Here is a 23,096-nt window from a genome sequence, read left to right as displayed (position 1 = left end):
GTGGTTCACCCGTGTCGCGTCTTCTCGAGTGTGGCGTTTGACGGTTTGGGTACGTTCAGGGTATCTGATTGCTCTCGAGTCACATGGCGCTACTCGAGCGACTTAGCTCGGCTTCGTCGACGATACTGCCCGCGCTCCAGCCGCAAACTCGAGCATGCCGACCGCGGCGACGCAGTCGGGACAGTATACCTGCCTCACGGATTCGTACCGATCGGCGAGTTCGGGACAGGGCTTCGCGGAGAGGCGAATCACCCGATCGTCACGGACCGGCTCGTCACACCGGTCGCAGACGCTCGCGCCGGAGTGGTCGACGCGAGCCGCGTCGCGCTTCGAACTCATCGGCGTCGCCCCCGGTGGCGTCGACTCGAGGTCCACGGACGCTGCCATTGCCTATGGAATCGCCACGGACGGCACTCTCGAGCCGTGTATGCGCCAGTAACACGGACCCTATCGCGAACCGCGGGCTGTTCGGAGACGATACGACACTGTCGTGCGAGACCTTTTTGTCTCGGTACCAGTAATGGAAACATGGCAACCAAGCGGACGCTTGGAAGCCACACGTCTCGGGTGTCCTTAGCACCCGGGGCATTTCGTACGCATGCCCCCGCGTCCAATTTGGAGCGCGTGGCTTCCATCGTGACAGTCGTCCTGTAGGATAATATAATTGCTGGTGATAGTCGGAAGAAGGTCGCCGTCCGCTCGAGACGGCGAGTCCGCTCGTCCACTCGTCCGACGCCAGCTATAACTTTCTACGTGTACAAGTACGTGTATGGGGACGAAGACGATCACCGTCACGGAGGAGGCGTACGACCGCCTCAAAGAGCACAAACGGGAGGGTGAAAGTTTTACGGAGACGATTCTCCGAATCACGGGAGAGAACCGAAACGTGATGAAAGGGTTCGGTTCGTGGGAAAACACCGGCCTTCGCGACGAGGTCGAATCGTACCGCGAGGAGTACACCCGGGACCTCGAGGAGCGTGCCGATGAACTGTCTTGACACGAACGTCTTGATCGACTATCTGGAGGGTGAGGCGTACGTCGGCGAGTTCCTCGCGTCGAACGAACACACGCCGCTCTTCGCGCCGACCCCGGCGTTACACGAGACGTTCATCGGCGCGGTTCGAACCCGCGGCGACGACGGCCTCGAGAAAGCCCGCTCCGATCTCGACTGGGTCGAACCGATCGAGTTGACGATCGACGGAGCCGCAGAGGCCGCGAAAATCGACGGGGAACTCCACAGCGCCGGGGAACCGATCGGGCCGCTCGATACCCTCATCGCGGGCGTCGTTCGTGATGCCGGTGGAACCGTCGTCACACGCGACGACCACTTCGAGCGCGTCGACGGCCTGGACGTGACGCTGATCGGTGACGATGAGTCGTAGCACCTCCGCCACACGCTGACCATTACGAACGATCCGTAAATGAGTGTCATCGATCGTGTGCGCGGCGGAATCACGGCGGAGGCGTCCGCCGTCCTCGTCGTGAACCTCGTTCCGCTGGTCGGCGTCCTCGTCTTCGGCTGGAACGCGGCGACGCTCGTGGCCATCTACTGGTTCGAACTCGCCGTCTTGAGTTTCTGGGCGGTCGTCCGGGCCGTCTTCGCCGGTCGTCCCTCGGAGTTCGACTCGGAGATGCTGATCGTCGGCGCGCTCGCGGACCGAACCGCCGCGATCCCGATCCCCCTCACCGGCGTCGGGATACAGCTCTCGACGCTTCCGGTGATCGCCCTCCTGGCTCCGATGCTCGCGGTCGTCTGGTTCGTCGTGGGAACCTTGACCGTCGGCGTCGTCGGCTCCCAGGCGCTCGAGGGCGACGCCATCGACGCGGTGACGTTCGCCGTCTTCGCGATCTTCCTCGGCGAGGGCGGCCGGACGGCCCTCGAGTACTTCTACCGGCAGGGCTATCGCGAGCACAGCGCTCAGACGGCGATCCACGGCGTGTTCTGGCGCGGCGCGGTGTTGTTTTTCGTCGGACTGTGCTGCTCGGTTTTCGCCGCGGTGGCCGATCCGTCGGTCGCCAGCGACGAGCCGATCAGCGACGCCGATCCGACGATCGCCAGCGCGCTGTTGCTGGTCGGCATCGTCCTCGCCAAGTTCGGGTTCGACCTCGTCGGCAGCTATCGCGACCGACTGGCGGCGTTCGGCGAGTCGATCGGCGTCGGCCTCGAGTCGACGATCGAACCGCCGACGCACGAAGCGGTCGATACGTCCCTGGCGGACGACCATCGACGGGTGCGCCCGTCCGCCGGCGGCCGGCTGCTCGCGACCACGTCTCACGCCAAACGCCACCCCACAACGTTGTTCGTCGGGATGTTTCCCGCCGTCTTCGCGCTCCTGTTCGCGATCGGCGGCGTTTGGTCGGGTGCGGTCGCGCTCGTGATCGTCGCCGTCGCCGTTCCCCTCGTGTTGGTCCACGTCGACTACTGGCTACGGTATGTGGGCGTCGAGTATCGGGTCGACGACGACGCCATCGTCGCCTACGATCGGCTGTTCCGGACGCCGCTGTGGCGCGTCGAGGCGTGGGACGAGAGCGGTGTCCGCGTCGAACGCGACTGGCTCGAGACGTCGACCGTGATCGTCGAACTCCCCGACTCAGAACACGACCGGCGGCTTCCGGGATTGTGCGAAACCGGGCCGGTGCTCGAGGTGTTCGACCGCCCACCTGACGGCGTCGACGGCGACTGATCGGCAGCGACGACGAGCTAGCTTTGGCGGCGAACGTTCGAGTGTGGTCCGTAAAAGACGGGCATCCCTCGCGCTCGAGACGCCGTCGACCCAACAGCGGACCAATTGCGACATCCTCACTCTGTGACACCCGACGTGTGTAGTTCACCGACCGACCACCCGACCGAAGGAAAGTTTAGTTGTACTACTACAATTTAGTTTGGGAGAATTTATGTAGCTGGCTCTGACAGCATATGTTGCGGTCGAGACTGACACCCTATGAGGCCACAACGCCGGAGGGACGACTAGTGACAACTATGAACTTCCCGGACTGCGGTGACGGTCGAACACGCGTCATCGATACCGAGAGCAGCGCTAACGGGACCTCGGTTCGACGACGCCGCGAGTGTCGACGGTGTTCGTTTCGTTTTACGACCGACGAACGTCCGGAATGGGACTCCCTCCAGGTGGAAAAAACGGGACGGAGCCATCGAACCGTTCGACCGGAGGAAACTTCGTGCAGGTATCGAACGAGCAGTGGAGAAGCGAGACGTCTCCGAAGAGACAGTGACGAGTCTCGTCGATGGTATCGAAAGCGCACTACAGGATCGAGAGACACGTATCGTCTCGTCGAGTCTCGTCGGCGAACTCGTTTCCGAGCGGTTACGCGATATCGACACGGTCGCGTACATTCGATTCGTCTCGGTCTACAGAGCCTTCTCCGAACCCGAAGCGTTCCTCCGGGAACTCGATGCAGTCCTCGATGCCGAAGTCGAAGACTCCGACCCAGCGACAGCAGACGACCGATCGCCTAACACATGAGCCAGCAATCCACCACAACGACCCCCAACATCCGGTCGATCGTCGACCGGGCACGTACGGACATCGAGACGACTCTTAGCACAGCAGACTGGGACGACCTCGTTACCGAGATCGAGCGCAACCTCTACGAAGATGCATCCCCCGACGAGGTATACCAGGCAGTCATCCAGGCGTTGACTGCGCGCATAGAGAGCGAGCCGAAGCTCAAACACGTCGCAGCCGCGGTCTTTCGCCAGCGATACTATCGCGAGATACTCGGCGAGGACGTGACCGGATTCGAACTCGACGACGCATACCGTGAAACGTTCGTCGAAAACCTCCGACGAGCCGTCGATCTCGAGCTCCTCGACGAGCGCCTCACCGACCGATTCGACCTGGACGATCTCGCCGCCTACCTCGAACTCGAGCGCGACCGGAAGTTCGAGTACATGGCGATGGAGACGCTGTACCAGCGGTACTTCCTCAAAACCGAACAGAACGGCGACCATCTCGAACTCCCGCAAGCGTTCTGGATGCGGGTCGCGATGGGGCTGGCGATCGAGGAGGACGACCCACAGGAGCGAGCCAAGGAGTTCTACGACGTCCTCTCGAACCTGGAGTTCACTCCCTCGACGCCGACGCTGTTCCACAGCGGCTCGACCCATCCCCAACTGTCCTCGTGTTACCTGACGACGGTACAGGACGACCTCGAGAACATCTTCGACTCGTACAAACATCACGCACAGCTCTCGAAGTGGAGCGGTGGGCTCGGCAACGACTGGACGAACATCAGGTCGGCGGGTGCACTCATCGAGAGCACGGGTGTAGAGTCGACCGGCGTCGTTCCGTTCCTCCGGATCAGCAACGACGTCACGGCAGCCATCAACCGATCTGGCAAACGACGCGGTGCCGCGTGTGCGTACCTGGCCTGTTGGCACCTCGATTTCCCTGCCTTTACCGACCTCAAGCGAAACACCGGCGACGAGCGTCGTCGCACGCCGGATATGAACACGGCCGCGTGGATCCCGGATCTCTTCATGAAACGCGTCGAAAACGACGAGCAGTGGACGCTGTTTAGCCCCGACGACGTTCCTGACCTCCACGACCTCTCGGGCCGGGCGTTCGAAGAGCGTTACCGCGAATACGAACAGCTGGCCGACGAGGGCGAACTCAGACAGTACGAACGTATCGACGCCGAGGAACTCTGGCGAAAGATGCTCACGCGGCTGTTCGAGACGGGCCATCCGTGGCTCACGTTCAAAGACCCCTGTAACGTTCGGTCTCCTCAAGACCACGTCGGGACGGTCCACTCCTCGAATCTCTGTACGGAGATCACGCTCAACACGAGTGCGGACGAGCACGCCGTTTGTAACCTGGGAAGTGTGAACCTCGCCACCCACGTCTCGGAGGACGGGGAGACAGAACGCAGTTCTGCGGAGACCGAGCGGGAGGATTCGGCTGCGGGGCTCGACCGCGAGCACCTCGCAGACACCATCGAGACGGCGATGCGGATGCTCGACAACGTCGTCGATCTCTGTTTCTACCCGACCGACGAGGCCGAACACTCGAACATGCAGCACCGACCCGTGGGACTCGGTACGATGGGCTTTCACGACGCCCTGATGCAACTGGAGGTTCCGATGGACTCCGAAACGGCGGTGGAGAAAACCAACCGCTGGCAGGAGTTCGTCTCCTACCACGCGATTCTCAACTCCTCTAAGCTCGCGGCGGAACGGGGGTCGTACCCCTCCTACGAGGGTTCGAAGTGGGACCGCGGCCTCTTCCCACAGGATACCGTCGATCTCCTCGAGGACGAACGTGGCCGAGATATTCCGACCGACCGCGACGAAACCCTCGACTGGTACGTCGTTCGAGAACACGTCGAAGAGCACGGGATGCGGAATTCGAACACGATGGCCATCGCACCGACGGCGACCGTCTCCACGATCAACGGGACGACGCCGTCTATCGAACCGCTGTACTCGAACCTGTACGTGAAGTCGAATATGTCGGGTGATTTCACGATCATCAACGATCAGCTCGTCGAAGAACTGCAAGAACGGGACTGCTGGAACGAGAAGATGGTCGACCGGATCAAGTACCACGACGGGTCGATTCAGGAGATCGACGCCATCCCGGACGAGTTGAAACACCGCTACCGCGGCGCGTTCGAAATCGACCCGCGTCACCAGATTCGACTGACTGCACACCGACAGACGTGGATCGACCAGTCCGTCTCGCACAACGTCTTCTTCCCGTCGACCGACGGCTCCCTTCTGACGGACGTCTACGAGACCGCGTGGGAGCTGGGCCTGAAGACGACGTACTATCTCCGTACCCTCGGAGCGTCACAGATCGAGAAGTCGACGCTCGATCTGTCCGAGTACGGGAAGACCCAACACCGGAGTGATTCCTCGTCGGCGAATGCCGAGACCGACGGCGGTCGTTCCGACGACGATGATGACCTTTGCAAAGTCGCGGATCCGACGTGCGATGCCTGTCAATAACCCACACAGCCAATCCCGCTCATAATCACTACGACGATGCCGATCATCAACACCAACGCCGAACACGACCCGAACAAGATACTGCCGATCGACTACGACTGGGCTCGAGAGTACTACGAAGCAGGAGTCAACAACAACTGGGTGCCCGAGGAAATCCCGATGCAAGACGACGTCACCCAGTGGAACGGTGACGCCCTCTCGGAGGCAGAGCGACAGCTCGTCGAGTGGAACCTCGGGTTCTTCTCGACGGCCGAGTCGCTGACCGCCAACAACATCGTCCTGGCAGTGTACGATCACGTCACTGCACCGGAGTGTCGCCAGTACCTGCTCCGTCAGGCCTACGAGGAAGCGATTCACACCGACACGTTCATCTACTGCTGTGACTCGCTCGGATTCGATCCGGAGTACCTCTACGGAATGTACGACCGCGTCCCGTCCATCGAGGAGAAAGACGAATTCGTGGTCGACCTTACTCGGGTGATCGACAAAGGCGGGTTCACCATCGAGACCGACGAGGATCTGCGGAACTTCCTCCGTGACCTCGTCGGCTTCTACGTCATCATGGAAGGGATCTTCTTCTACGCCGGGTTTGCGATGATGCTCGGACTGAAACGCCAGAACAAGATGGTCGGCGTCGGTCAACAGTTCGAGTACATCATGCGCGATGAGTCGCTTCACCTCGGGTTCGGGGTCGATCTCATCAACCAGATCCGGGCGGAGAATTCCGGCGCGTGGACAGACGAGTTCGGGGACGAAGTGGTCGACCTGATAACCGAGGCTGTCGAATTAGAGAAAATCTACGCCTACGAGGCGTGCCCCGACGAGATCCTCGGAATGAGTGCCGAGCAGTTCGCCGAATACGTCGAACACATCGCCGACCGTCGACTCGAGCAACTCGACTTACCGGAACAGTACGGGACAGCAAACCCGTTCCCGTGGATGTCCGAGCAGGTCGATCTGAACAAGGAGAAGAACTTCTTCGAGACCCAGGTGACGGAGTACCAGAGCGGCGGAAGTCTCGACTGGTAGCAGTTGAACGATTGCCGTACCAGAGTCGGGCAGAACGAGTCCGATCTTTCTACCGTGTGCCGTCGCTCTGTGACTGGCCGTGGTTCGAGACGCAGTCGGCGTCTCCCTCGACTGCCGACGTTCGTCTCACGGGCCTCACAGAGTGTCCGCCGTTCACACGGTCGATCTCGTCGGTTCCGTGCGAACGTGGCTGCCCTGTCCCACGTCAGGACGTCGGTACAGCGTCTCCTCTCGGTCACAGAAGACACTCCGGCTCTGTCGAACGACGGAGTAACAGTTCGAGTTACTGAATGTGGCCTTCGCGGCGTAACTGGTCGGCCTCGCTCTTCTCGTAGCGCCAGGTGATGTCGGCTTTCTCGTCCTGCCAGTCCCACGGCTCGACGAGGACGACGTCGTCCTCGCGGATCCAGATGCGCTTTTGCATCTTGCCAGGAATACGCGCGGTTCGCTCCTTCCCGTCGGCACACCGTACCGTGACCCGATTCGCCCCGAGCATGTTGGTGACGGTCGCGAAGACCTCGTCGTCTTCCGGCATCCGGAGGTTCTTCCGACCGCCCTCGCCGTCGTCGCTCATGGCTCGAGATTTGCGTCGGAGCCGTTTAACCCTTTATCGATTTCCCGCCGAGAACGTCCCGTCTCTGACACAGTCCGGATCGACGAAACCACGCGTTTTACCTTCCTCGCCTCGAGTCGTCGGATATGCTCGGTAATCTGGGGCCGCTCGGAATCGTGGGGATCGTGGTCCTGCTGGCCGGAATCGGACTCGTCGCGTACGTCGATCTCGTCATCGCCGCGGGACTGGCGTTGATACTCGCCGGCATGGGGCTGATCGTGAAGTCGCTGATCACGGGGATGCTCCAGAGCTTCGGGATGTTCTGACGTCGACGGGCACCAATCAAATCGGAACCCAACGATCCGAGGCCCAACCACTTTGTCGCCTCGCCGTCTACGTTTCGTATGGACTATACGCTTCACTACTACGATCTCGTGTTGGTCTGTATCGCCGGGAGTCTCGCCACTGGAGGCGTCGTCGGCTACGCGACCCCGCTCGCGCTCGAGTTCGCCGTCGCCGTCTTCGGGGGCGTCGCGCTCGCGTTCATCGGCCACGCACTGTTCGTCAACGGCCCCGTCGACGAACCCGAGGATCTGACCGAGGAGGTCAAACTCGAGGAGGTGCCGCGGGTACTCTCGCCGGTGGAGTCGGTCGAGTAACGGCGGTCGAACGATCGATAGTCGCTACACCTCGTTGTCGCCGGCGCGGTGCTCGCTGATGAGCTGGTCGACCATCGCCGCCTTCCGGTCGAGTTCGCGCTCTCGAGCGAGTTCGTGCCAGTCGTCGATGACGGCGTCGACGTCTTCTTCTCGAGCCACGGCGAGTTCGTCGACTTCCTGCATCGCGACGTCGCCCGCCGGCCCGACCGGAATCTCGGCTTCGAACAGAATTTCGTCGGCGACCTCCGAGAGTCCGCCCTCTTTCAGAACGACGCGAGGGTCGAACTCCGCGAGCAGGTCGGCGGTCGACCGGCCCGCGCCGCTGGCGTCTCGCAGGTAGACGACGTCGCCGGCCGCGATGCCGTACTGGTTGTCGGCCTCGCGAATCGCACCTTTCGTAAACTTCTCGACAACTTTCACCGGGACGAGCCCCTCTTTTTCGGCGGAGACGTCGCTGAAGTTCGAGTGATCGAGCTTCCAGAGCGCTTTCATCCGTTCGACTTTATCCTCGAGCGCTTCGATCTCTTCGCGGGCCTCGTCGCGTTCGCGCTCGAGTCGGTTCGCCTTGCGCTCGAGGCGGCTCACCTCGCGGTCCTTTCTGACCTTCTTTCGCTCCTCGCGTTTGGAGACGGTGAGTTCCGCCTCGAGGTCCTCGATCCGGTCGTCGCGTTCCTCGAGGCGGTCCTCGAGCGTGCCGACGTGTGACTGGAGGCGGTCGACCTGTCGCTCTAGGTCCTTGATCCGTTTTTCTTCCTCGGTGAGCTCTCGGGGCTCGTGTTCGGTGGACTCCTCGTCGGCCTCGTCGTCGTCCTCGAGATCCGTGAGAACTGCCTCGACGCTCTCTTCGCCGGCGACGACGCGGGCGGTGACTTCGTCGCGGTCGACCCCTGGCGGGAGCTTTCGGGCGATTCGCTCGAACTGGTCCTCGTGGTCGTCGAAGGCGTACAGCGCGGCGGCCATCGCGTCACGCTGATGGTCGTCGTCGTATGGATGTTCGCGGGTCCGGTGTTGTTTCTCGTCGATCGGGAGGTCCGTCTCGGGCGTCCAGCCCGCGGCGTCGAAGCTCCGGCGGAACTTCTCGACCGTCTCGGGTATCGGCGTCACGTCCGCCGCGACGACGATCGGCCGACCGCGCTCGACGATCCACTCGATCACCTCGGCGGTGTCGCTGGTTCGGGAACTCCAGACGTCTAACACCTCCCCCTCGAGGCCGACGATGGCGACGGCGGTCGTCGTCCCGGGGTCGATGCCGACGATGACGTGATCCCGTCGCTTGGCGAGCGGGCGAAACTCGATGCCGTCCCGGCGTTCCCGTTCGATCTCGACGCGAACGTCACCCGACCGGTTCCGCGAGACGGGGATCTCGCTCGGTTTCCCCTCGACAGTGAAGATGGCGTTGGCGTAGCCGCCGTAAGACTCCCGAACCTCCTTCTCGTACTCGAGGTTGGCGTCCTCGAGGTCGGACTCGACCTCGCGGGATCGGCGTTTGACCGAGCCGTGAATCCGGCGGGTGTAGCGGTCCTCGCTCCAGCCGCCGCTGCCGGTCGAGCGGCCCCTCGAGACTTTGACCTCCGTGGTGTCGGTAAAGGCAGAGACTTCGTAGCCGACGTTGTGGGCGGCGAGTCTGGCGGCTGCCTCGGCCTCTTTCATCGGCTCCTTGCCGTAGGGGATACCGTGGCGTTTGGCGACGCGGGAGAGCGGTTCCGGCTGTTCGTCGCCGGTCACCTGGACGAGTTTCGTTCCCGTCGGGAGCGTGCCCAGAAAGTGGACGAGCTGGTCTTTGTCCGCGGCCAGCTCGTACATGTTATCCGTCGCGACGATCGCCGGCTCCTCGTCGTCGATCAGTCGCCGGAGTTTCCGGTGGGAGACGACGTCGCGATCGACCTCCTCGCCGTCGTACTCGACCAGCGCGTAGGAGGGGGCGTCGCCGCGCACGTCACCGCTCTGGACGTCGACTCCGAAGACGACTGCATCGAGCGCACTGGTTCGCGTGCTCACGGGGGAGTGTAAGGACGAGTCGGGTATAAATCCGGCGCGGGGGTTCGTGTGGCCGGCGACGGAAACAGGGTTCGGATCGACGACGGAACCGAGAGTTCGTGCGACCCACGACGAAGATAGTCACGACCGATCGCACAGTCCGCTGATCTCGCTCACCGTTCGCTCGAGCGGTCGTCGTTGCTACGGTCCGTGGCGCTTCGGTCCGAGGCGGGGCGATCGGCCGACGGACGATCGGTGGATGGCTGGTACGGCGAGTCCGGCCGATCGGTTTCGGTCGCCCCGTTCGATCCGTTTTCAGCCGTGCTCGCCGTGTCCCGCGCTGGAATTCTGTCGGTGTTCGCCGTGACGTCCGTCCGGTTCCAGTACCGGACGACGAGCACGACACCGATCCCGCCGAAAGCGATTGTGGCCGCGAGCAACGCCGTTCGTTCGATGGGCATTAGCCACCCCTCCTCGAGGGCGACCCACCAGGACGCGAGCGCCGTGATCGCAACGACGATCGACGTCGTTCCGACGTCGACGAGGTCTCGATCGTCGTCGATCACCAGCCGGACGACTGCGATCACCGTCATCACGACACAGAAGCCGACGAGCATCGCGACTGGTGCCATCGTCGACAACGATTCACAACCCGTCGTCGTAAGTGTACAGGTTTCGCCGTCGGTCTCGCGACGACAGTCGCCCGAACCGTTTCCGTCACGACAACCATTATGGAACTCTCGGGCGGATGGGCGTTCATGCAGGTGCTGGTTCACGGCGGTGCCGGCGGCGTGCCGAACGAACCCGAACCGAGACAGGCGGTGCTCGAGCGAGCGGCCGACGCCGGTTCCGAGCGCTCGGATCCGGTCGACGCGGTCGAGGCGGCCGTGTCGATCCTCGAGTCGTCGCCGCGGTTCAATGCCGGCGTCGGGAGCGCGGTCCAGAGCGATGGAGAGATCCGCACCGACGCGGGGATCATGACCGACGACCGGGCCGTCGGTGCGGTGTGTTCGATGCCGAACGTCGAGCACGCACTCGCCGTCGCGCGGGTGGTCATGGAAGAGACGCCCCACGGGTTCGTCTCGGGCGAGCACGCGGTCGCGCTCGCCGATCGATACGGGATCGAGACCGGCGTCGACCTCTGGTCGGACCGGACACGCGATCGGTGGGGGGACCTCGAGTGTCCGGCGAACGACGGCGCACCCGGAGACGAACTCGAGTGGATTCGCGACCGGTACGGACGCGCCGATCCCGACGGTCGTCGAAACGACGGTCGAGCGGGCGACCTCGATCACGACACGGTCGGCGCAGTCGCCCTCGATGGCGACGGACTGGCCGCCGCGACGTCGACCGGCGGGCGCTGGCTTGCACTCGCCGGACGCGTCGGCGACGTCCCGCAGGTCGGCTGTGGCTTCTACTGTTCGCCGGCCGCTGCCGTCAGCGCGACCGGCGCCGGCGAGGACATCGCCCGCGTCACCCTCTCTCGTCGCGTCGCCAGCCACGCCGAAGGCGGTCTCGAGGCACAGGCAGCGGCCGACCTCGCGATCGAGGAGTTCGCGGAGCTAACCGGCTCGACCGCCGGCGTGATCGTCCTCGACGCCCGTGGGAACGCGGGATTGGCGTTCAACAGCCAGGCGATGCAGACCGCTCGAGCAACCCGGTCGACCTGAGTAAAATTCGACGATCGTCGTTACCCTATCTTTATAATTGTCGACTTCGTGGTTGCGAGTATGCTGAAACCACGGTATCACGCCGCCACGCGGTGTCCTCGCTGTGAGGCGATCGTATCGAACGTACAGGGGGTCGACACCTGTCTCGACTGCGAGTGGACCGACGCCGACCGAGACTGACGACGAACGACCGATCGTTCGATTCTCCTCGAGTCCGGTGACGGATGACCTCGGTCCTGTGAGTTCGGTTTCGCACGCCAGTCGTTCGACATGCGGGAGCGGAACCTCTTTTTGTCGACCGATCTAACCCCGGTGCATGGCCGAATCCGAGGTGGACTTAGAGTCCGTGCAATACGAGAAACACCGCGAGGCGGGCGAGATCCTCGCCCAGGTGCGCGAAGAGACAGCCGAGCGCGTCGAGGTCGGTGCAAGCCACCTCGAGGTCGCCGAATACGCCGAGGACCGCATCCGCGAACTCGGCGGGAAACCCGCATTCCCGGTCAATATCTCGATCGACGAGGAGGCCGCCCACGCGACGCCTTCGATCGACGACGAGTCGACGTTCGGCGAGGAGATGATCAACCTGGACATCGGGGTTCACATCGACGGCTGGCTCGCCGACACGGCGATTACGGTCGACCTCTCCGGGAATCCGGAACTGGCGGAAGCATCCGAACAAGCACTCGAGGCCGCGATCGACGTAATCGAGCCGGGCATCGAGACCGGCGAGATCGGCGCGGAGATCGAGGACGTCATCGACGGCTACGGCTTCAACCCCGTCGTCAACCTCACTGGTCACGGCCTTGGCCACTGGGAACAACACACCAGCCCCAACATTCCCAACCGGGCAGTCTCCCAGGGGACGACCCTCGAGGTCGGCGACGTCGTCGCGATCGAACCGTTCGCGACCGACGGCGGCGGCAAAGTCTCGGAGGGTGCAAGCGAGGAGATCTTCTCGCTCGAGCGGGAGGGCAACGTCCGGAATCGCCAGGCTCGCGAGGCACTGTCACAGATCACCGAAGAGTTCCGAACGCTCCCGTTTGCGACCCGGTGGCTCGAGACGGATCGCGCGGAGATGGCGCTTCGACGGCTGAAGCGAAACGACAATGTCCACGGCTACCCCGTTCTCAAAGAGGACGACGGCTATCTCGTCAGCCAGAAAGAGCACACGCTCATCGTCACCGAGAACGGCTGTGAAGTGACCACTCGTTAATTCGACTCGAGACTTCGCTGGGTGCTCGCCAGCCGCTGACTCGACGGTATCGCCGTCGAACGCCGAAGGAGAGCGTCGGCCGCAGAAAACGGGTGACCGCTGTGACCTCGCGTAGTCTTGGGGGCTCGTCTTCCGATCAGGCGTTGTTCATCCGCTGGCTCGTCCGGTGACCGCACTGCTGGCACTCGCTCACGCGGTAGGGTTCGCGGGAGAACTGTGAGTTCTCCTCTTTCATACTCTCGGTCCGAATCTGCACCGAGACTTCGTGGAGTGTTTCCAGATCGCAGTGGTCACAGTGTTCGGTCATCCCGTTGAATGAGTCGTCTGTCGTTGCCATTGACGGGTTAGTTCCGATAGTATTGTCTTAAACCCACGCTTCATATCGAAACGTGAGTCGGGACGCGAGATGGCGGATTTCGCCAGCTATCGCTTCCCAAAACGGTTCGACACCGTTTATCCTGTCCGCTAACGCCCCATTTTCAATTCTGGTAACGAGGCGCGGGTGCGTTACCACCCGACATGTTTGATAGCCACACCGGCGGCGGCTCTGGGTCGGTGTGCGCCGAACGTCTTTTGGCGACGCTCGAGTGGTATCGGGTATGGACCAGGTGTTCGCCCCGTGGCGCATCGAGTGGATCAGACGCGAGGAGAAAAACGCCGACGTCGAAAGCTGTGTCTTCTGTGAATTGCCCGAACGCGACGACGACCGGGAGAACCTGCTCGTCGCCCGAAGCGAGCACTCGTTCGTGCTCCTGAACAACTACCCGTACAACCCCGGCCACGTGATGGTCATCCCCCGCGAACACACCGGCGACTACGCCGAGTTGAGCGACGAACAACTACTCGATCACGCTCGCCTCAAACAGCGGACGTTCGAGGCCCTCGAGGTCGCCCTCGAGCCCGACGGGTTCAACGCTGGGTTGAACCTGGGTTCGGGCGCGGCCGGCGGCTCCATCGGGGACCACCTCCACACGCACGTGGTTCCCCGGTGGCACGGCGACACCAACTTCATGCCCGTCATCGGCGAGACGTCGGTGATCGTCGAGGCACTCGAGGACACCTACGACAGGCTCCACGAGGCGTTCGCTGCCCAGGAGGGCGCGACCGTTCCGGACGAAGACTCGGCCGTCGTCCTCGAGGAAATCACAGAGAACTCCTAAACGGGCTCGCCGAAGGCGTACATCGTCTCGTGGGCCGTCACCTCGAGGTCGACGAAGTCGCCGGGCTCGAGTCCGTGCTCACTCGCGTTCTGGACGATGATCTGTCGGTACGCCGAGTCCCGACACTTCACGGAGTCGGCGGTCCCCTCCTCGACGACGAGACAGTCCTCGCGGGTCTCGCCGACCATCGCCTCGTAGGCCTCGCCGACGATCTCGCGTTTCGCGGCGCTCATCTCCGTCGAACGCTCCTTCTTGATCGTCCCGCCGAGGCCTTTCATCTTCGCGGCGTCCGTGCCGGGGCGCTTCGAGAAGCGGGTGACGTTGACCTTCTCCGGGCGAGTCTCGCGGAGCAAGGCCATCGACTGGGCGTGGTCGTGGTCGGTCTCAGTCGGAAAGCCGACGATGAAGTCCGTCGAGAGCGTCCAGTACTCGAGTGCCTCGTCGAACGTCTCGATCACCTCGAGATACTCGGCGACCTGGTGCTGGCGGCGCATATCACCCAGGACGTCGTCGGAGCCCGACTGGACGGGCGCGTGCAAGAAGTCGTACAGTTTCTCGTTTGCGGCGAAGACCTCTGCTAACTCCTCGCGGATGCCGTGGACGCCCTTCGGGTTGGCCATCCCCACGCGGACGCGAAAGTCGCCGTCGATCGCGCAGATTTCCTCGAGCAGTTCATGGAGCTTTCGTTCACCCTCGTCCCAGCCGTAGACGCCGGTGTCCTGTCCCGTGATGCGGATCTCCTTCGCGCCGGCGTGGACCAGCGCCTCGGCCTTGCGAACGTTCTCCTCGATCGGCGGCGAGTCGATCTTACCCGTCGCGTGCTTCGTGATACAGTACGAACAGTCGGACATACAGCCGCGGGCGATGGGGAGGATGCCGACGACGCCGTCCAGGACGGGATCGGCGTCTGGGGTCGTCGTCGGACACTCGCCGTTGGTGACCGCCTGGGGGACCTCGTCCCAGTGGAGGACGTCGCCGTCGATCTCGGCCTCGCGAAACTCCTCGCCCTGGGCGAGGGCCATACAGCCGGTGATGTAGAGGTCCGCGGTCTCGTCGGCTAACTCCTCGGCCCGCCGCAACATGTTCCGTTCGGTCTTCTCGACGACCGTGCAGGTGTTGAGGATGGCGACGTCGGCCTCGTCGAGACCGTCGACCCGGTAGTGGCCCGCATCGCGAAGCCGCCGCTCGATCTCGCGGCTCTCCCCGCGATTCGACGTACAGCCGTACGTTTCGATGTGATACCGGGCCATCCGTGTTACACCATCGTCGGGCGCGAGCAGCCAAAAGCCCGACGGATCACGCCCACTCTCGGAATCGGTGTGAGACGGACCGCGATGAGCCTGTCTGCTGTTCCGGTACGACGGCGACCCGTCGGTCACACTGACGATCCGATCGGAACTCGAGTGTTCGTCACGACTGGTCGCTCGAGGTCGCAACTGGCGCTCGCGGTCGTTCTCGACCGGACTGCTCACAGAACATTTTTGATCGCTGACTCGAAATGCGAACTCGACGCCCTCCATGACTCTCAGGTTGCGAATCTGCGCCGTCCTCGGCGTGTTCGTCGCCGTCAACGCCCTGTTCGTCTTCGTCCTCCTGTGGGCGTACGGCGTCCTGTTGCCGGCGGTCGTCGGCGGGACGGTTACGTTCCTCCAGCACGGCGAAGTCGGCATCTCCCTCTTGCAGTCGCCGGTTTCTCCGGGACTCTATCTCGCGCTCGTCGCTGCCTTCCTCGTGGCACAGCTCTCCTACGGCTACCGTCGGGTTCTCTCCGGAACGACCGGTTCCGCCGGCGACACGGACCACGGCGTCGCCCGGATCGTCCGCCGACTCGCGATGACGGCCGACGTTCCGAACCCCGACGTGCGCGTCGTCGAGGACGAGCGTGCGAGCTGTTACACCGTTGGCCGGCTCACCGACGCGACGATCGTGGTCACGACGGGGCTGATCGATCGCCTCGACGCCGCCGAACTCGAGGCCGTCCTCGCCCACGAGATCGCCCACGTCGCCAACCGCGACGTCACGCTGATGACGATCGCGACGCTGTTTCTCGAGGTCGCCGACCGGGCCTACCACGCGACCCAACTCGTTCGCCGGGCGCTTTCCGATCCGGACGAACTCTCGACGCGCGGACGGATGGCCCTCCTGTGGTTTCTCCCGCTGGTCGCGCTGACGTACGTCTTCGTCTCGCCGCTTCTGTGGGCGTTCCCCGCGGTCGCCGACCGGACGACCCGGACGCTCTCACACACCCGCGAGTTCGCGGCCGACGCGGCAGCAGCCCGGATCACCGGAAACCCGATGGCGCTCGCGACCGCGCTCCTCTCGCTGGCCGACGCCTCCCCCTCGCCGGGGACGGACCTCCGAACCGCGAAAACCCGTGCGCTCTGTGTCGTCCCATCAGATCTCGTCGCCGGAGACGAAACCGACGCGATTCCGACGATCGATCGCCCCGACGACGAGCCAGCCCGCCGTGAGCGGGTTTCGGCCTGGCTCGCAGGGGCAACGCCGTCGAACCCGACCGATACCGACGCGGTCGGGACGCACCCGCCACTCGAGCGCAGGCTGGAACGATTACAGGGAATCGCCGCCGAGCAGGAACTGGGGGGAACGCCGTGAGCGGACGGCGCCGAATCCTGTTGGTCCTCGGCTGTGTCGTCTGTTTGCTCGCGGTCGCAAGCGCCCTCCCCGCCGCGGATCCGCGTCTCGACGCGCCGGGTGCGCCACAGGGTGACTCCGCTCCCGGCGACTGGGAGTCGGTCGCCAACCCGACGGACCCCGTCGAGGAGGTGACGGAACCCGATTCGTCGGACGACGCGGAGGACGCGACTGACGACTCGGGCGAGACAGCCGACTCCGAGCCGGCCCCGCCCGGATTCGAGGTCAGCGGCGCGATCGAGCCAGGAAACGAGGTTCGAGTCGAGACGGAGCGGAGCACGACGTCCTCGAGTGCCATCGCGGTCAACGGCGAGGAAGTCGCGTCGACGGGTCCGTTCGGCCGGGCGGAGATCACCGTTCCCTACGAGGAGGAGATGAACGTCACGATCGTCGACTCGGGCCAATCGCGGACGTTCGACGTCCCGACCGACGCGGCGATCGAACCCGGCGACGGGGCGGCGCCTGGCACCGACCTCGAGGTCGCGGCTGCGGTCGGCTCGACCCCGGTTTCGGATGCGACGGTCTCGCTCGAGGGCGACCCGGTCGCGACGACCGACGAGGCGGGGAAAGCGACCGTGGCGTTGCCCGAGACGGCCGGCCCGGCGGACGTCTCCGTCGAACGCGGTGCGGTCGAGGGCGACCGGACGATCGACGTTCAAGAACCGGACGTCGAGTTCGCCCACCCGCTCCTGTTCCCGGGATCCCCCGCGGTCGTTCTGGTGTCGGCCGACGGCGACGGGATCGACGGAGCGACGGTGTCGGTCGGCGACGAGGAGACGACGACCGGTGACGACGGGCGCGCGTGGGTGTGGTTGCCCGTCGCGGACGAGGCGACCGTGACGGCCGAGGTCGGTGCCGAAACCGCGACGACGACCGTCGGCAACCTCTACCTCCGGCTGACGGCCGTCGTCGTCCTGGTCCCCGGACTCGTTATCGGCGCGGCGGTGACCTACCTCCGGTTGGTCGCGACCGCAGAGCGCAGTCGCTGGCACGGACGAACCAGTCTGCTGGTCGCGCTCGCGGACGCACTCGCCGCGTTCTCCGATTGGATCGCCGGGGTTCGGCTCCCGAGCGTTTCGCTCCCGCGGTACTCGCTCCCGTCGTTCGAGTTCGGGGGCGGGCCGTCGCTCGGGTGGCCGTCGCTACCCTCGTTTTCGTTCCCGAGCTACTCGCGTCCGTCGCTCGGCTCGGTCACCCGGTCGTCGAGTTCCGGGTCGCGCCGGGGTATCCGGTCGATGGTGAGCGATACGCTCGGATTCGGCGACGACGAACCCGGCGTGGCGGACGACGATACCGGCCCCACGCTGGCCGACGAACCGTTCGGGCCGCGAGGACCCCGTGCCGAGATCCGCGCGACCTGGCACGCCGTCCTCGACCGCGTCGGCGTCGAGAACCGCGAGACGCGGACGCCCGGACAGGCCGCTCGTGAGGCCCTCAGCGCCGGCTTCCCGCCCTCGAGCGTCCGCAGGCTCGTCTCGATCGTCCGCGACGTCGAGTACGGCGGTCGAGACCCCTCCCCGGAACGGGTCGCCGACGCACGGGCGACGGCGACGGAACTGCTCGCACACGAACCGGACGAGGAGGGAGATGAATGAGTCGACGACGCCGCGAAATCGAGGAGTCGTGGTGGGCGGTCCTCGCGCGCGTCGTCGAGGCGGAGTCCGAGCGCCTCGCGGTCGTGGTGGTCGCCGCCGGCGCCGTCCTGGCGGTCGCCTCGGTCGTCCTCGGCGGTTTCGTGCCGTCGTTCGGTCAGTTTCTGATCGGGTCACTCTACCTGCTCGCGACGCTGCTCCCCGTCTTCGGCGTCGTTCTCGCGCTTCTCGCGCTCCGTCCAGTGGTCGTAGATGGCAGCGAAGACGTGTCGCCGCTCGTCGACGGCGAACCGCCGGAGGAAGGAATCACCCGGACGTCGGCTCGGGTCGGCCGGGAGACCAAGTGGACGCTCGACCACGCCGCGAACGGCTGGTACCGGTGTCAGCACAACGAGTCGGCGGCGGAGATCCGCAACCGCCTCGCCGAGAGCGCGTTACGCACGGTGCAGACGAGACGCGGCCTCACTACCGAGGCAGCCGGCGACGCCCTCCGAACCGGACGCTGGACCGACGACCCGGTCGCGGCTGCGTTCCTCGCAGACGACGTCCCCCAGCCGGTGGGCGAACGGCTTCGGGCAGCCGTCGATCCGGGCGGGGCCTACGACCGTCGGATTCGACGGACGCTCGAGGCGATCGAGGCGATCGAGCGGTTCGACACGGCGCCGTCAGCGGAGGATCGTCGTTCGCGCGAACCGTCCGAGGATCGCCGATCGCGCGAACCGTCAGACGGCTCGCCTGAAACGACCCCGCCGTCGGCCGCGGAGGTGTCACGGTGACAGACCGCCGGCTCGAGCGCGTCGACGACGGCGAGTGGGCGTTCGTCGCGTCGCTGTTGCTGGCCGGGCTCGGGGTCGCCGTCGCCAGCCCGATCCTCGTCGTCGGCGCGACGATTCCGCTGTGGTACGGCGTCTCCGCCGGCTTCGGGACTCCGCCCGACGTCCGGATCAGCAGCCGGCGAACCGTCACCCGGCGATCTGGCGACGCAGCGGACGAGCCGCGGGTCCGTGAGGACGGCGCCGACGCCGGGTTCGTCTCGGCAGATCCCGGCGACACCGTTGCCGTGCGGACGACCGTCCGAAACACCGGCGCCGAGACGATCGTCGACCTCCGGGTCGTCGACGACGTCCCCGACGCGCTCTCCGTCGTCTCCGGAACCTCCCGGCGCTGTGAGACGCTCGAGCCCGGTGACGAGGCCGTCCTCGAGTACGAACTCGCGGTTCACCGCGGCGAACACACGTTCGGGGACCTCACGGTTCGGGCGCGAAACGTGACGGGAACGGTCGCGGAGACCTGGAGCGACGGCGTCGGCGGCGACGACGAGATTCGGTGTCTTCCCACGGCCGAGACCGTCCCGCTCGGCGAGGGAACGAACGACTACGCGGGCGAGGTACCGACCGACGAGGGGGGAAGCGGCGTCGAGTTCTACTCCGTCCGGGAGTACGAGCCCGGCGACCCGGTCGGCTCGATCGACTGGCGTCGGTACGCCGGGACGCGGGAACTCGCGACCGTCGAGTACCGGGCCGAACGCGCCACGCGGATCGTCTGCGTCGTCGACGTCCGCTCGAGTCAGTTTCGCGCCGCGACCACCGAGCGCCCGCCGGCCGCCGAACTCTCCGCGGAGGCGGCCCGACGGACGGCCGACACGCTCCTGGACGAGGGTCACCCGACGGGCGTCGTCGGCATCGCCGACCGGCGGATCACGACGGTGCCACCCGACGGCGACACCACCACGCGTCGCCGGATCCGCGACCTGCTCGAGGCCGCACGTCGGGCCGAGTTCACCGGCGAGGAGGGGACGCGAACCGCCTACGGCGATCCCGTCGACGAGGTCCCCCGGACGCTCCCCGGCGAGGCGCAGGTCTACCTGTTCTCCTCGTTCGTCGACGACGAGCCGGTGGAACTCCTCGAACGACTCCGGACCCACGGCTACGCCGTCCGCGTCGTCTCGCCGGACGTGACGGCGGGCCCGGACGCCCTCGAGACGCGACTCGAGGGGCTCGACCGTCGAACCCGGTTGGCTCGGGCGCGTGCGACCGGTGCCCGGGTCGTCGACTGGGACCTCGAGCGCTCGTTCGGACTGGTGCTGTCGGACGCGGTCGGGGAGGCGGGCGTCAGATGACGCCGCCGAGCGAGCGGTTGCCGACGGAGACGGCCGGTGCGGTCGCGCTCGCGGCGGTGGTCGGCACGGTCGCGCTGTCGCTGGTCGAGCCGACGACCGCGGTGGGGACGCTCGCCGGCGGCGTTCTCGCCGCGACGCTCCTCGGATTCGGCCGGTCTCACCGTCACGTCGTCGTCCGCTCGGCGCTGGTGGCGGTGGTCGTTCTCGGAACCGTCGCGACGGCTGGAGCCGTCGGCGACCCGATCGCGATCGGGACGATGGCCGTCGGCGTCGTGATCGGCATCGGCCTCTGTGGCGCACTCGCCGGGCCGCCCGAGCCGTCCGCGCGGAGACGGGCCGGGCTGGCCGCGTTCGTAACGGGGGCTCTCACGGCCGGGCTGGTCCCCGTCGCACTCGGCGTCGAACTCGCGGGCGGCGTCGGCACCGCGCTCTCGAGCGCGCTGTGGGTCGCCGAGCCGACCGTCACGGGACTCGTCAGTTCGATTCTCCTCGCCGGCCTCGCGGCCGCGCTCGCGGTGATCGCCGTCCCGCCGGCGATGTGTACCGTCCCGCAGCGCCGCGAGCGCTACGTCACGGTCCGGCGGTCGTTCGTCGCATCCATCGCCATCGCGACGGCCGTCACAGTGGCCGCGGTGCTCGTGGTGGCGATGCTCACCGCTCTCACACCGCTCGCCTCGCTTCTCCTCGAGGTCCTCGTGGGCAGTTCCCTCGTTCGCGCGCTGTGTCTCCTCGTGACGGTCGTCGGCGCTGGGGTGGCGTGTCTCGGGTTCGTCGTCCGTCGCGCCTGGTCCCAGGCGTCGGCCCGGAGTGACGCGACCGTCGCGATCCTCGCCGGAACCGGTGTCGGCACCGTCACCCCGTTTCTGGTTGCCCTCGCGGTCGGAGAGACCGTCGTCACGGCGACCGAACTCACCGCGCTGTACGGCGTGACGGCGCTCGTCCTCGGTGCGACGCTGATCGTCGCCCCGTGGTACGGCGAAGTGGTACGCGCCGACGGGCCCGTCGGGCCGACGGCGTTGCTCGCCGGTTCGCTCGTCCTCGGCGCTGTCGTTGTCGCGGCGACCGCCGAGGCCACCGCGTTCCTCGTCGGCGTCGCTGCTCTCCTCGCGCTCACCGCGGCGTGTTTCGTCTACGACGTCGGCCGGTACGGGCGAACGATCGCCCTCGAGATCGGATCGACGGGCGTCGATCGTCGCCCCCAACTCGTCCGAATCGCCTGGAGCGGCGCGCTCGGCGTCGTCGCGGTTCCCGTCGGCGTGGCCGGACTCTGGATCGCGACGGTGCTCGCGCCGACGCTGTCGGTTCCCGCGACGATCGGCGTCTTCGCCGGACTCGCCGCAGTCGGGGTCGGCGCGTGGGTGCTGTGGCGATGAGAACGGGTCGAGAGTGGTGAATACACAGTAAAACGGGTCGACGGGACCTACTGGGGCGGCGACGCCGACCCCTCGGGTGGCTCCATCGCCGGCACCTCGACGGTCTCGAGGACGGCGTCGACGACCGCCCGCCGGGACGTTCCGTGGACGCTCGTTTCCGGGTTCAACACGAGTCGGTGGGCGAGCGCCGGCTTCGCGATGCGTCTGACGTCGTCGGGGACGACGTACTCCCGGCCGTCGAGGACGGCACGTGCGCGACTTACCTCGAACAACCGCTGGACGCCCCGCGGGGAGACACCGACGTCGACGCGGCCGTCCTCGCGGGTGGCTCGACAGAGTTCGCCCAGGTAATCGCGGATCTGGCCCTCGACGGTGACCGACTCGGGGACGGCCTGTAACTCGCGGACGTCCTCGCGGCCGACGACCGGTTCGACCGTGGGGTCGGGCCGGTCGCGGTCGGCCCGGCGGTCGATCAACTCGCGCGTGCCGTCGGCGTCGGGGTAGCCAAGCGAGGTCTTGATCATGAACCGGTCGCGCTGGGCTTCGGGCAGTTCGAACGTCCCCTCCTGTTCGACGGGGTTCTGCGTCGCGATCACGACGAACGGATCGGGAAGGTCGTGTGTCTCCCCGTCGACGGTCACCTGTCCTTCCTCCATCGCCTCGAGCAGGGCGGACTGGGTCTTCGGCGGGGCGCGGTTGATCTCGTCTGCGAGCACGACGTTCGCGAACACCGGGCCGGGAGTAAAGCGGAACTCGCCGGTGTCCTCCTCGAAGACGTAGGATCCGGTGACGTCGGAGGGCATCAGATCCGGCGTGAACTGAATTCGGGAGAACTCGAGGCCGAGTGCGGTCGCGAACGACCGGGCCGTAAGCGTCTTCCCGGTGCCGGGGACGTCCTCGAGTAACACGTGCCCGCGGGCGAGCACCCCGGCAGTGATCTCCTCGAGGACGGTCCGGTCGGCGACGACGGCGGAGAGAACCTCGTCGACGACTGCCTCGGCCGTCGACGCGGCATCGGGGACTGACATACGGTCAACCCGTACCTGTGCTGACTTATATTTCCCGCTACTCGAGCGGAAAATTCATAGGTGGGTAGCGTCGAGTCTCGTACGTTTCGGTGTGGCAGGC

At 65.5% G+C, this 23,096-nt stretch carries 22 protein-coding genes and 1 pseudogene; 16 read left to right on the top strand and 7 right to left on the bottom strand.

Going from position 1 to position 23,096, the window contains the following annotated elements:
- Window positions 1–102 precede the first annotated feature (102 nt).
- Entirely contained in the window at window positions 103–387 is a 285-nt protein-coding gene (locus GRS80_RS17130; protein ID WP_160048615.1) for a hypothetical protein, read from the bottom strand.
- Window positions 388–769: 382 nt separating this feature from the next.
- Between GRS80_RS17130 and GRS80_RS17125 the strand changes: the two genes are divergently transcribed.
- The 6 genes from GRS80_RS17125 to GRS80_RS17100 all read left to right on the top strand — a co-directional run bounded on the left by GRS80_RS17125 (window position 770) and on the right by GRS80_RS17100 (window position 7,000).
- The gene (locus GRS80_RS17125) at window positions 770–997 is read left to right on the top strand and encodes an antitoxin VapB family protein (RefSeq protein WP_160048614.1); all 228 of its coding nucleotides are present in this window, start codon (window positions 770–772) and stop codon (window positions 995–997) included.
- Window positions 984–1,382: a type II toxin-antitoxin system VapC family toxin gene (locus GRS80_RS17120; protein WP_160048613.1), complete on the top strand. Its 399-nt coding sequence runs from the start codon at window positions 984–986 to the stop codon at window positions 1,380–1,382. The genes GRS80_RS17125 and GRS80_RS17120 overlap by 14 nt, the downstream gene beginning before the upstream one ends.
- A gap of 39 nt (window positions 1,383–1,421) precedes the next feature.
- Window positions 1,422–2,684 (top strand): DUF6498-containing protein, encoded by a 1,263-nt coding sequence (locus tag GRS80_RS17115; RefSeq protein ID WP_160048612.1) that lies wholly within the window; start codon window positions 1,422–1,424, stop codon window positions 2,682–2,684.
- 315 nt (window positions 2,685–2,999) lie between these two features.
- Window positions 3,000–3,485 carry an ATP cone domain-containing protein gene (locus GRS80_RS21145; protein WP_343161626.1) on the top strand — a complete coding sequence of 162 codons (486 nt, stop codon included), beginning with the start codon at window positions 3,000–3,002 and terminating at the stop codon, window positions 3,483–3,485.
- Window positions 3,482–5,971, top strand: a complete 2,490-nt coding sequence (locus tag GRS80_RS17105) for a ribonucleoside-diphosphate reductase subunit alpha (RefSeq protein WP_160048611.1) — start codon at window positions 3,482–3,484, stop codon at window positions 5,969–5,971. Before GRS80_RS21145 ends, GRS80_RS17105 begins: the two co-directional genes overlap by 4 nt.
- A 36-nt stretch (window positions 5,972–6,007) precedes the next feature.
- Entirely contained in the window at window positions 6,008–7,000 is a 993-nt protein-coding gene (locus tag GRS80_RS17100) for a ribonucleotide-diphosphate reductase subunit beta (RefSeq protein ID WP_160048610.1), read from the top strand.
- A 283-nt stretch (window positions 7,001–7,283) separates the two neighbouring features.
- On the opposite strand, the pseudogene eif1A reads toward GRS80_RS17100, so the two are convergent.
- A pseudogene (gene eif1A, locus GRS80_RS17095) lies at window positions 7,284–7,577 on the bottom strand (translation initiation factor eIF-1A); the annotation flags it as partial.
- Window positions 7,578–7,699: 122 nt separating this feature from the next.
- On the opposite strand from eif1A, the gene GRS80_RS17090 reads away from it, so the two are divergent.
- Window positions 7,700–7,879: a hypothetical protein gene (locus GRS80_RS17090; protein ID WP_160048608.1), complete on the top strand. Its 180-nt coding sequence runs from the start codon at window positions 7,700–7,702 to the stop codon at window positions 7,877–7,879.
- Window positions 7,880–7,957: 78 nt separating this feature from the next.
- Window positions 7,958–8,212, top strand: coding sequence for a hypothetical protein (locus GRS80_RS17085; RefSeq protein WP_160048607.1), 255 nt, complete (start codon window positions 7,958–7,960; stop codon window positions 8,210–8,212).
- A gap of 24 nt (window positions 8,213–8,236) precedes the next feature.
- Here the strand turns inward: GRS80_RS17085 and GRS80_RS17080 are convergent, their stop codons facing one another.
- On the bottom strand, window positions 8,237–10,210 hold the full coding sequence (locus GRS80_RS17080; RefSeq protein ID WP_343161625.1) for a DUF460 domain-containing protein: 1,974 nt from the start codon (window positions 10,208–10,210) through the stop codon (window positions 8,237–8,239).
- A 152-nt stretch (window positions 10,211–10,362) separates the two neighbouring features.
- Window positions 10,363–10,821 carry a hypothetical protein gene (locus tag GRS80_RS20510; RefSeq protein WP_200840415.1) on the bottom strand — a complete coding sequence of 153 codons (459 nt, stop codon included), beginning with the start codon at window positions 10,819–10,821 and terminating at the stop codon, window positions 10,363–10,365.
- 126 nt (window positions 10,822–10,947) lie between these two features.
- Here GRS80_RS20510 and GRS80_RS17070 point away from each other — a divergent pair, with 126 nt between their 5' ends.
- Together GRS80_RS17070 and map are read left to right on the top strand one after the other, a co-directional pair.
- Window positions 10,948–11,859 (top strand): isoaspartyl peptidase/L-asparaginase family protein, encoded by a 912-nt coding sequence (locus GRS80_RS17070; protein ID WP_160049058.1) that lies wholly within the window; start codon window positions 10,948–10,950, stop codon window positions 11,857–11,859.
- Window positions 11,860–12,175: 316 nt separating this feature from the next.
- The gene (map, locus tag GRS80_RS17065) at window positions 12,176–13,072 is read left to right on the top strand and encodes a type II methionyl aminopeptidase (protein ID WP_160048606.1); all 897 of its coding nucleotides are present in this window, start codon (window positions 12,176–12,178) and stop codon (window positions 13,070–13,072) included.
- A gap of 136 nt (window positions 13,073–13,208) precedes the next feature.
- Here the strand turns inward: map and GRS80_RS17060 are convergent, their stop codons facing one another.
- Window positions 13,209–13,409 carry a hypothetical protein gene (locus GRS80_RS17060; protein WP_149080218.1) on the bottom strand — a complete coding sequence of 67 codons (201 nt, stop codon included), beginning with the start codon at window positions 13,407–13,409 and terminating at the stop codon, window positions 13,209–13,211.
- Between the two features lie 262 nt (window positions 13,410–13,671).
- Here GRS80_RS17060 and GRS80_RS17055 point away from each other — a divergent pair, with 262 nt between their 5' ends.
- The gene (locus GRS80_RS17055; RefSeq protein WP_160048605.1) at window positions 13,672–14,232 is read left to right on the top strand and encodes an HIT domain-containing protein; all 561 of its coding nucleotides are present in this window, start codon (window positions 13,672–13,674) and stop codon (window positions 14,230–14,232) included.
- Here the strand turns inward: GRS80_RS17055 and GRS80_RS17050 are convergent.
- Complete coding sequence (locus tag GRS80_RS17050) at window positions 14,229–15,482, bottom strand: tRNA (N(6)-L-threonylcarbamoyladenosine(37)-C(2))-methylthiotransferase (protein WP_160049057.1); 1,254 nt, start codon at window positions 15,480–15,482, stop codon at window positions 14,229–14,231. The genes GRS80_RS17055 and GRS80_RS17050 overlap by 4 nt on opposite strands.
- A 268-nt stretch (window positions 15,483–15,750) precedes the next feature.
- On the opposite strand from GRS80_RS17050, the gene GRS80_RS17045 reads away from it, so the two are divergent.
- Genes GRS80_RS17045 through GRS80_RS17025 form a run of 5 tightly spaced genes read left to right on the top strand, consistent with a single transcriptional unit; the run spans window position 15,751 to window position 21,968 of the window.
- The gene (locus tag GRS80_RS17045) at window positions 15,751–16,845 is read left to right on the top strand and encodes a M48 family metalloprotease (protein WP_160048604.1); all 1,095 of its coding nucleotides are present in this window, start codon (window positions 15,751–15,753) and stop codon (window positions 16,843–16,845) included.
- A complete protein-coding gene (locus GRS80_RS17040) occupies window positions 16,842–18,479 on the top strand; it encodes a DUF4129 domain-containing protein (protein ID WP_343161624.1) in 1,638 nt (545 codons plus the stop codon). The genes GRS80_RS17045 and GRS80_RS17040 overlap by 4 nt, the downstream gene beginning before the upstream one ends.
- The gene (locus GRS80_RS17035; RefSeq protein WP_200840414.1) at window positions 18,476–19,252 is read left to right on the top strand and encodes a hypothetical protein; all 777 of its coding nucleotides are present in this window, start codon (window positions 18,476–18,478) and stop codon (window positions 19,250–19,252) included. The genes GRS80_RS17040 and GRS80_RS17035 overlap by 4 nt, the downstream gene beginning before the upstream one ends.
- Window positions 19,249–20,595, top strand: coding sequence for a DUF58 domain-containing protein (locus tag GRS80_RS17030; protein WP_343161623.1), 1,347 nt, complete (start codon window positions 19,249–19,251; stop codon window positions 20,593–20,595). The genes GRS80_RS17035 and GRS80_RS17030 overlap by 4 nt, the downstream gene beginning before the upstream one ends.
- On the top strand, window positions 20,592–21,968 hold the full coding sequence (locus tag GRS80_RS17025) for a hypothetical protein (RefSeq protein ID WP_160048603.1): 1,377 nt from the start codon (window positions 20,592–20,594) through the stop codon (window positions 21,966–21,968). Before GRS80_RS17030 ends, GRS80_RS17025 begins: the two co-directional genes overlap by 4 nt.
- Before the next feature lie 47 nt (window positions 21,969–22,015).
- Here the strand turns inward: GRS80_RS17025 and GRS80_RS17020 are convergent, their stop codons facing one another.
- Window positions 22,016–22,996 carry a MoxR family ATPase gene (locus GRS80_RS17020; RefSeq protein ID WP_160048602.1) on the bottom strand — a complete coding sequence of 327 codons (981 nt, stop codon included), beginning with the start codon at window positions 22,994–22,996 and terminating at the stop codon, window positions 22,016–22,018.
- Between the last annotated feature and the right edge of the window lie 100 nt (window positions 22,997–23,096).

This window comes from Natrialba sp. INN-245 (assembly GCF_009807105.1).
GTDB classification, from domain to species: Archaea; Halobacteriota; Halobacteria; order Halobacteriales; family Natrialbaceae; genus Natrarchaeobius; species Natrarchaeobius swarupiae.
Note: the sequence above shows the minus strand (reverse complement) of the source record. Positions and strands in the feature narration are given on the sequence as shown.

Bases quoted from the DNA above. Each gene is read 5' to 3' on its own strand.
- GRS80_RS17130 (WP_160048615.1), bottom strand. From the start codon at position 387: ATGGCAGCGTCCGTGGACCTCGAGTCGACGCCACCGGGGGCGACGCCG.
- GRS80_RS17125 (WP_160048614.1), top strand. From the start codon at position 770: ATGGGGACGAAGACGATCACCGTCACGGAGGAGGCGTACGACCGCCTC.
- GRS80_RS17120 (WP_160048613.1), top strand. From the start codon at position 984: ATGAACTGTCTTGACACGAACGTCTTGATCGACTATCTGGAGGGTGAG.
- GRS80_RS17115 (WP_160048612.1), top strand. From the start codon at position 1,422: ATGAGTGTCATCGATCGTGTGCGCGGCGGAATCACGGCGGAGGCGTCC.
- GRS80_RS17105 (WP_160048611.1), top strand. From the start codon at position 3,482: ATGAGCCAGCAATCCACCACAACGACCCCCAACATCCGGTCGATCGTC.
- GRS80_RS17100 (WP_160048610.1), top strand. From the start codon at position 6,008: ATGCCGATCATCAACACCAACGCCGAACACGACCCGAACAAGATACTG.
- GRS80_RS17090 (WP_160048608.1), top strand. From the start codon at position 7,700: ATGCTCGGTAATCTGGGGCCGCTCGGAATCGTGGGGATCGTGGTCCTG.
- GRS80_RS17085 (WP_160048607.1), top strand. From the start codon at position 7,958: ATGGACTATACGCTTCACTACTACGATCTCGTGTTGGTCTGTATCGCC.
- GRS80_RS20510 (WP_200840415.1), bottom strand. From the start codon at position 10,821: ATGGCACCAGTCGCGATGCTCGTCGGCTTCTGTGTCGTGATGACGGTG.
- GRS80_RS17070 (WP_160049058.1), top strand. From the start codon at position 10,948: ATGCAGGTGCTGGTTCACGGCGGTGCCGGCGGCGTGCCGAACGAACCC.
- map (WP_160048606.1), top strand. From the start codon at position 12,176: ATGGCCGAATCCGAGGTGGACTTAGAGTCCGTGCAATACGAGAAACAC.
- GRS80_RS17060 (WP_149080218.1), bottom strand. From the start codon at position 13,409: ATGGCAACGACAGACGACTCATTCAACGGGATGACCGAACACTGTGAC.
- GRS80_RS17055 (WP_160048605.1), top strand. From the start codon at position 13,672: ATGGACCAGGTGTTCGCCCCGTGGCGCATCGAGTGGATCAGACGCGAG.
- GRS80_RS17050 (WP_160049057.1), bottom strand. From the start codon at position 15,482: ATGGCCCGGTATCACATCGAAACGTACGGCTGTACGTCGAATCGCGGG.
- GRS80_RS17045 (WP_160048604.1), top strand. From the start codon at position 15,751: ATGACTCTCAGGTTGCGAATCTGCGCCGTCCTCGGCGTGTTCGTCGCC.
- GRS80_RS17035 (WP_200840414.1), top strand. From the start codon at position 18,476: ATGAGTCGACGACGCCGCGAAATCGAGGAGTCGTGGTGGGCGGTCCTC.
- GRS80_RS17025 (WP_160048603.1), top strand. From the start codon at position 20,592: ATGACGCCGCCGAGCGAGCGGTTGCCGACGGAGACGGCCGGTGCGGTC.
- GRS80_RS17020 (WP_160048602.1), bottom strand. From the start codon at position 22,996: ATGTCAGTCCCCGATGCCGCGTCGACGGCCGAGGCAGTCGTCGACGAG.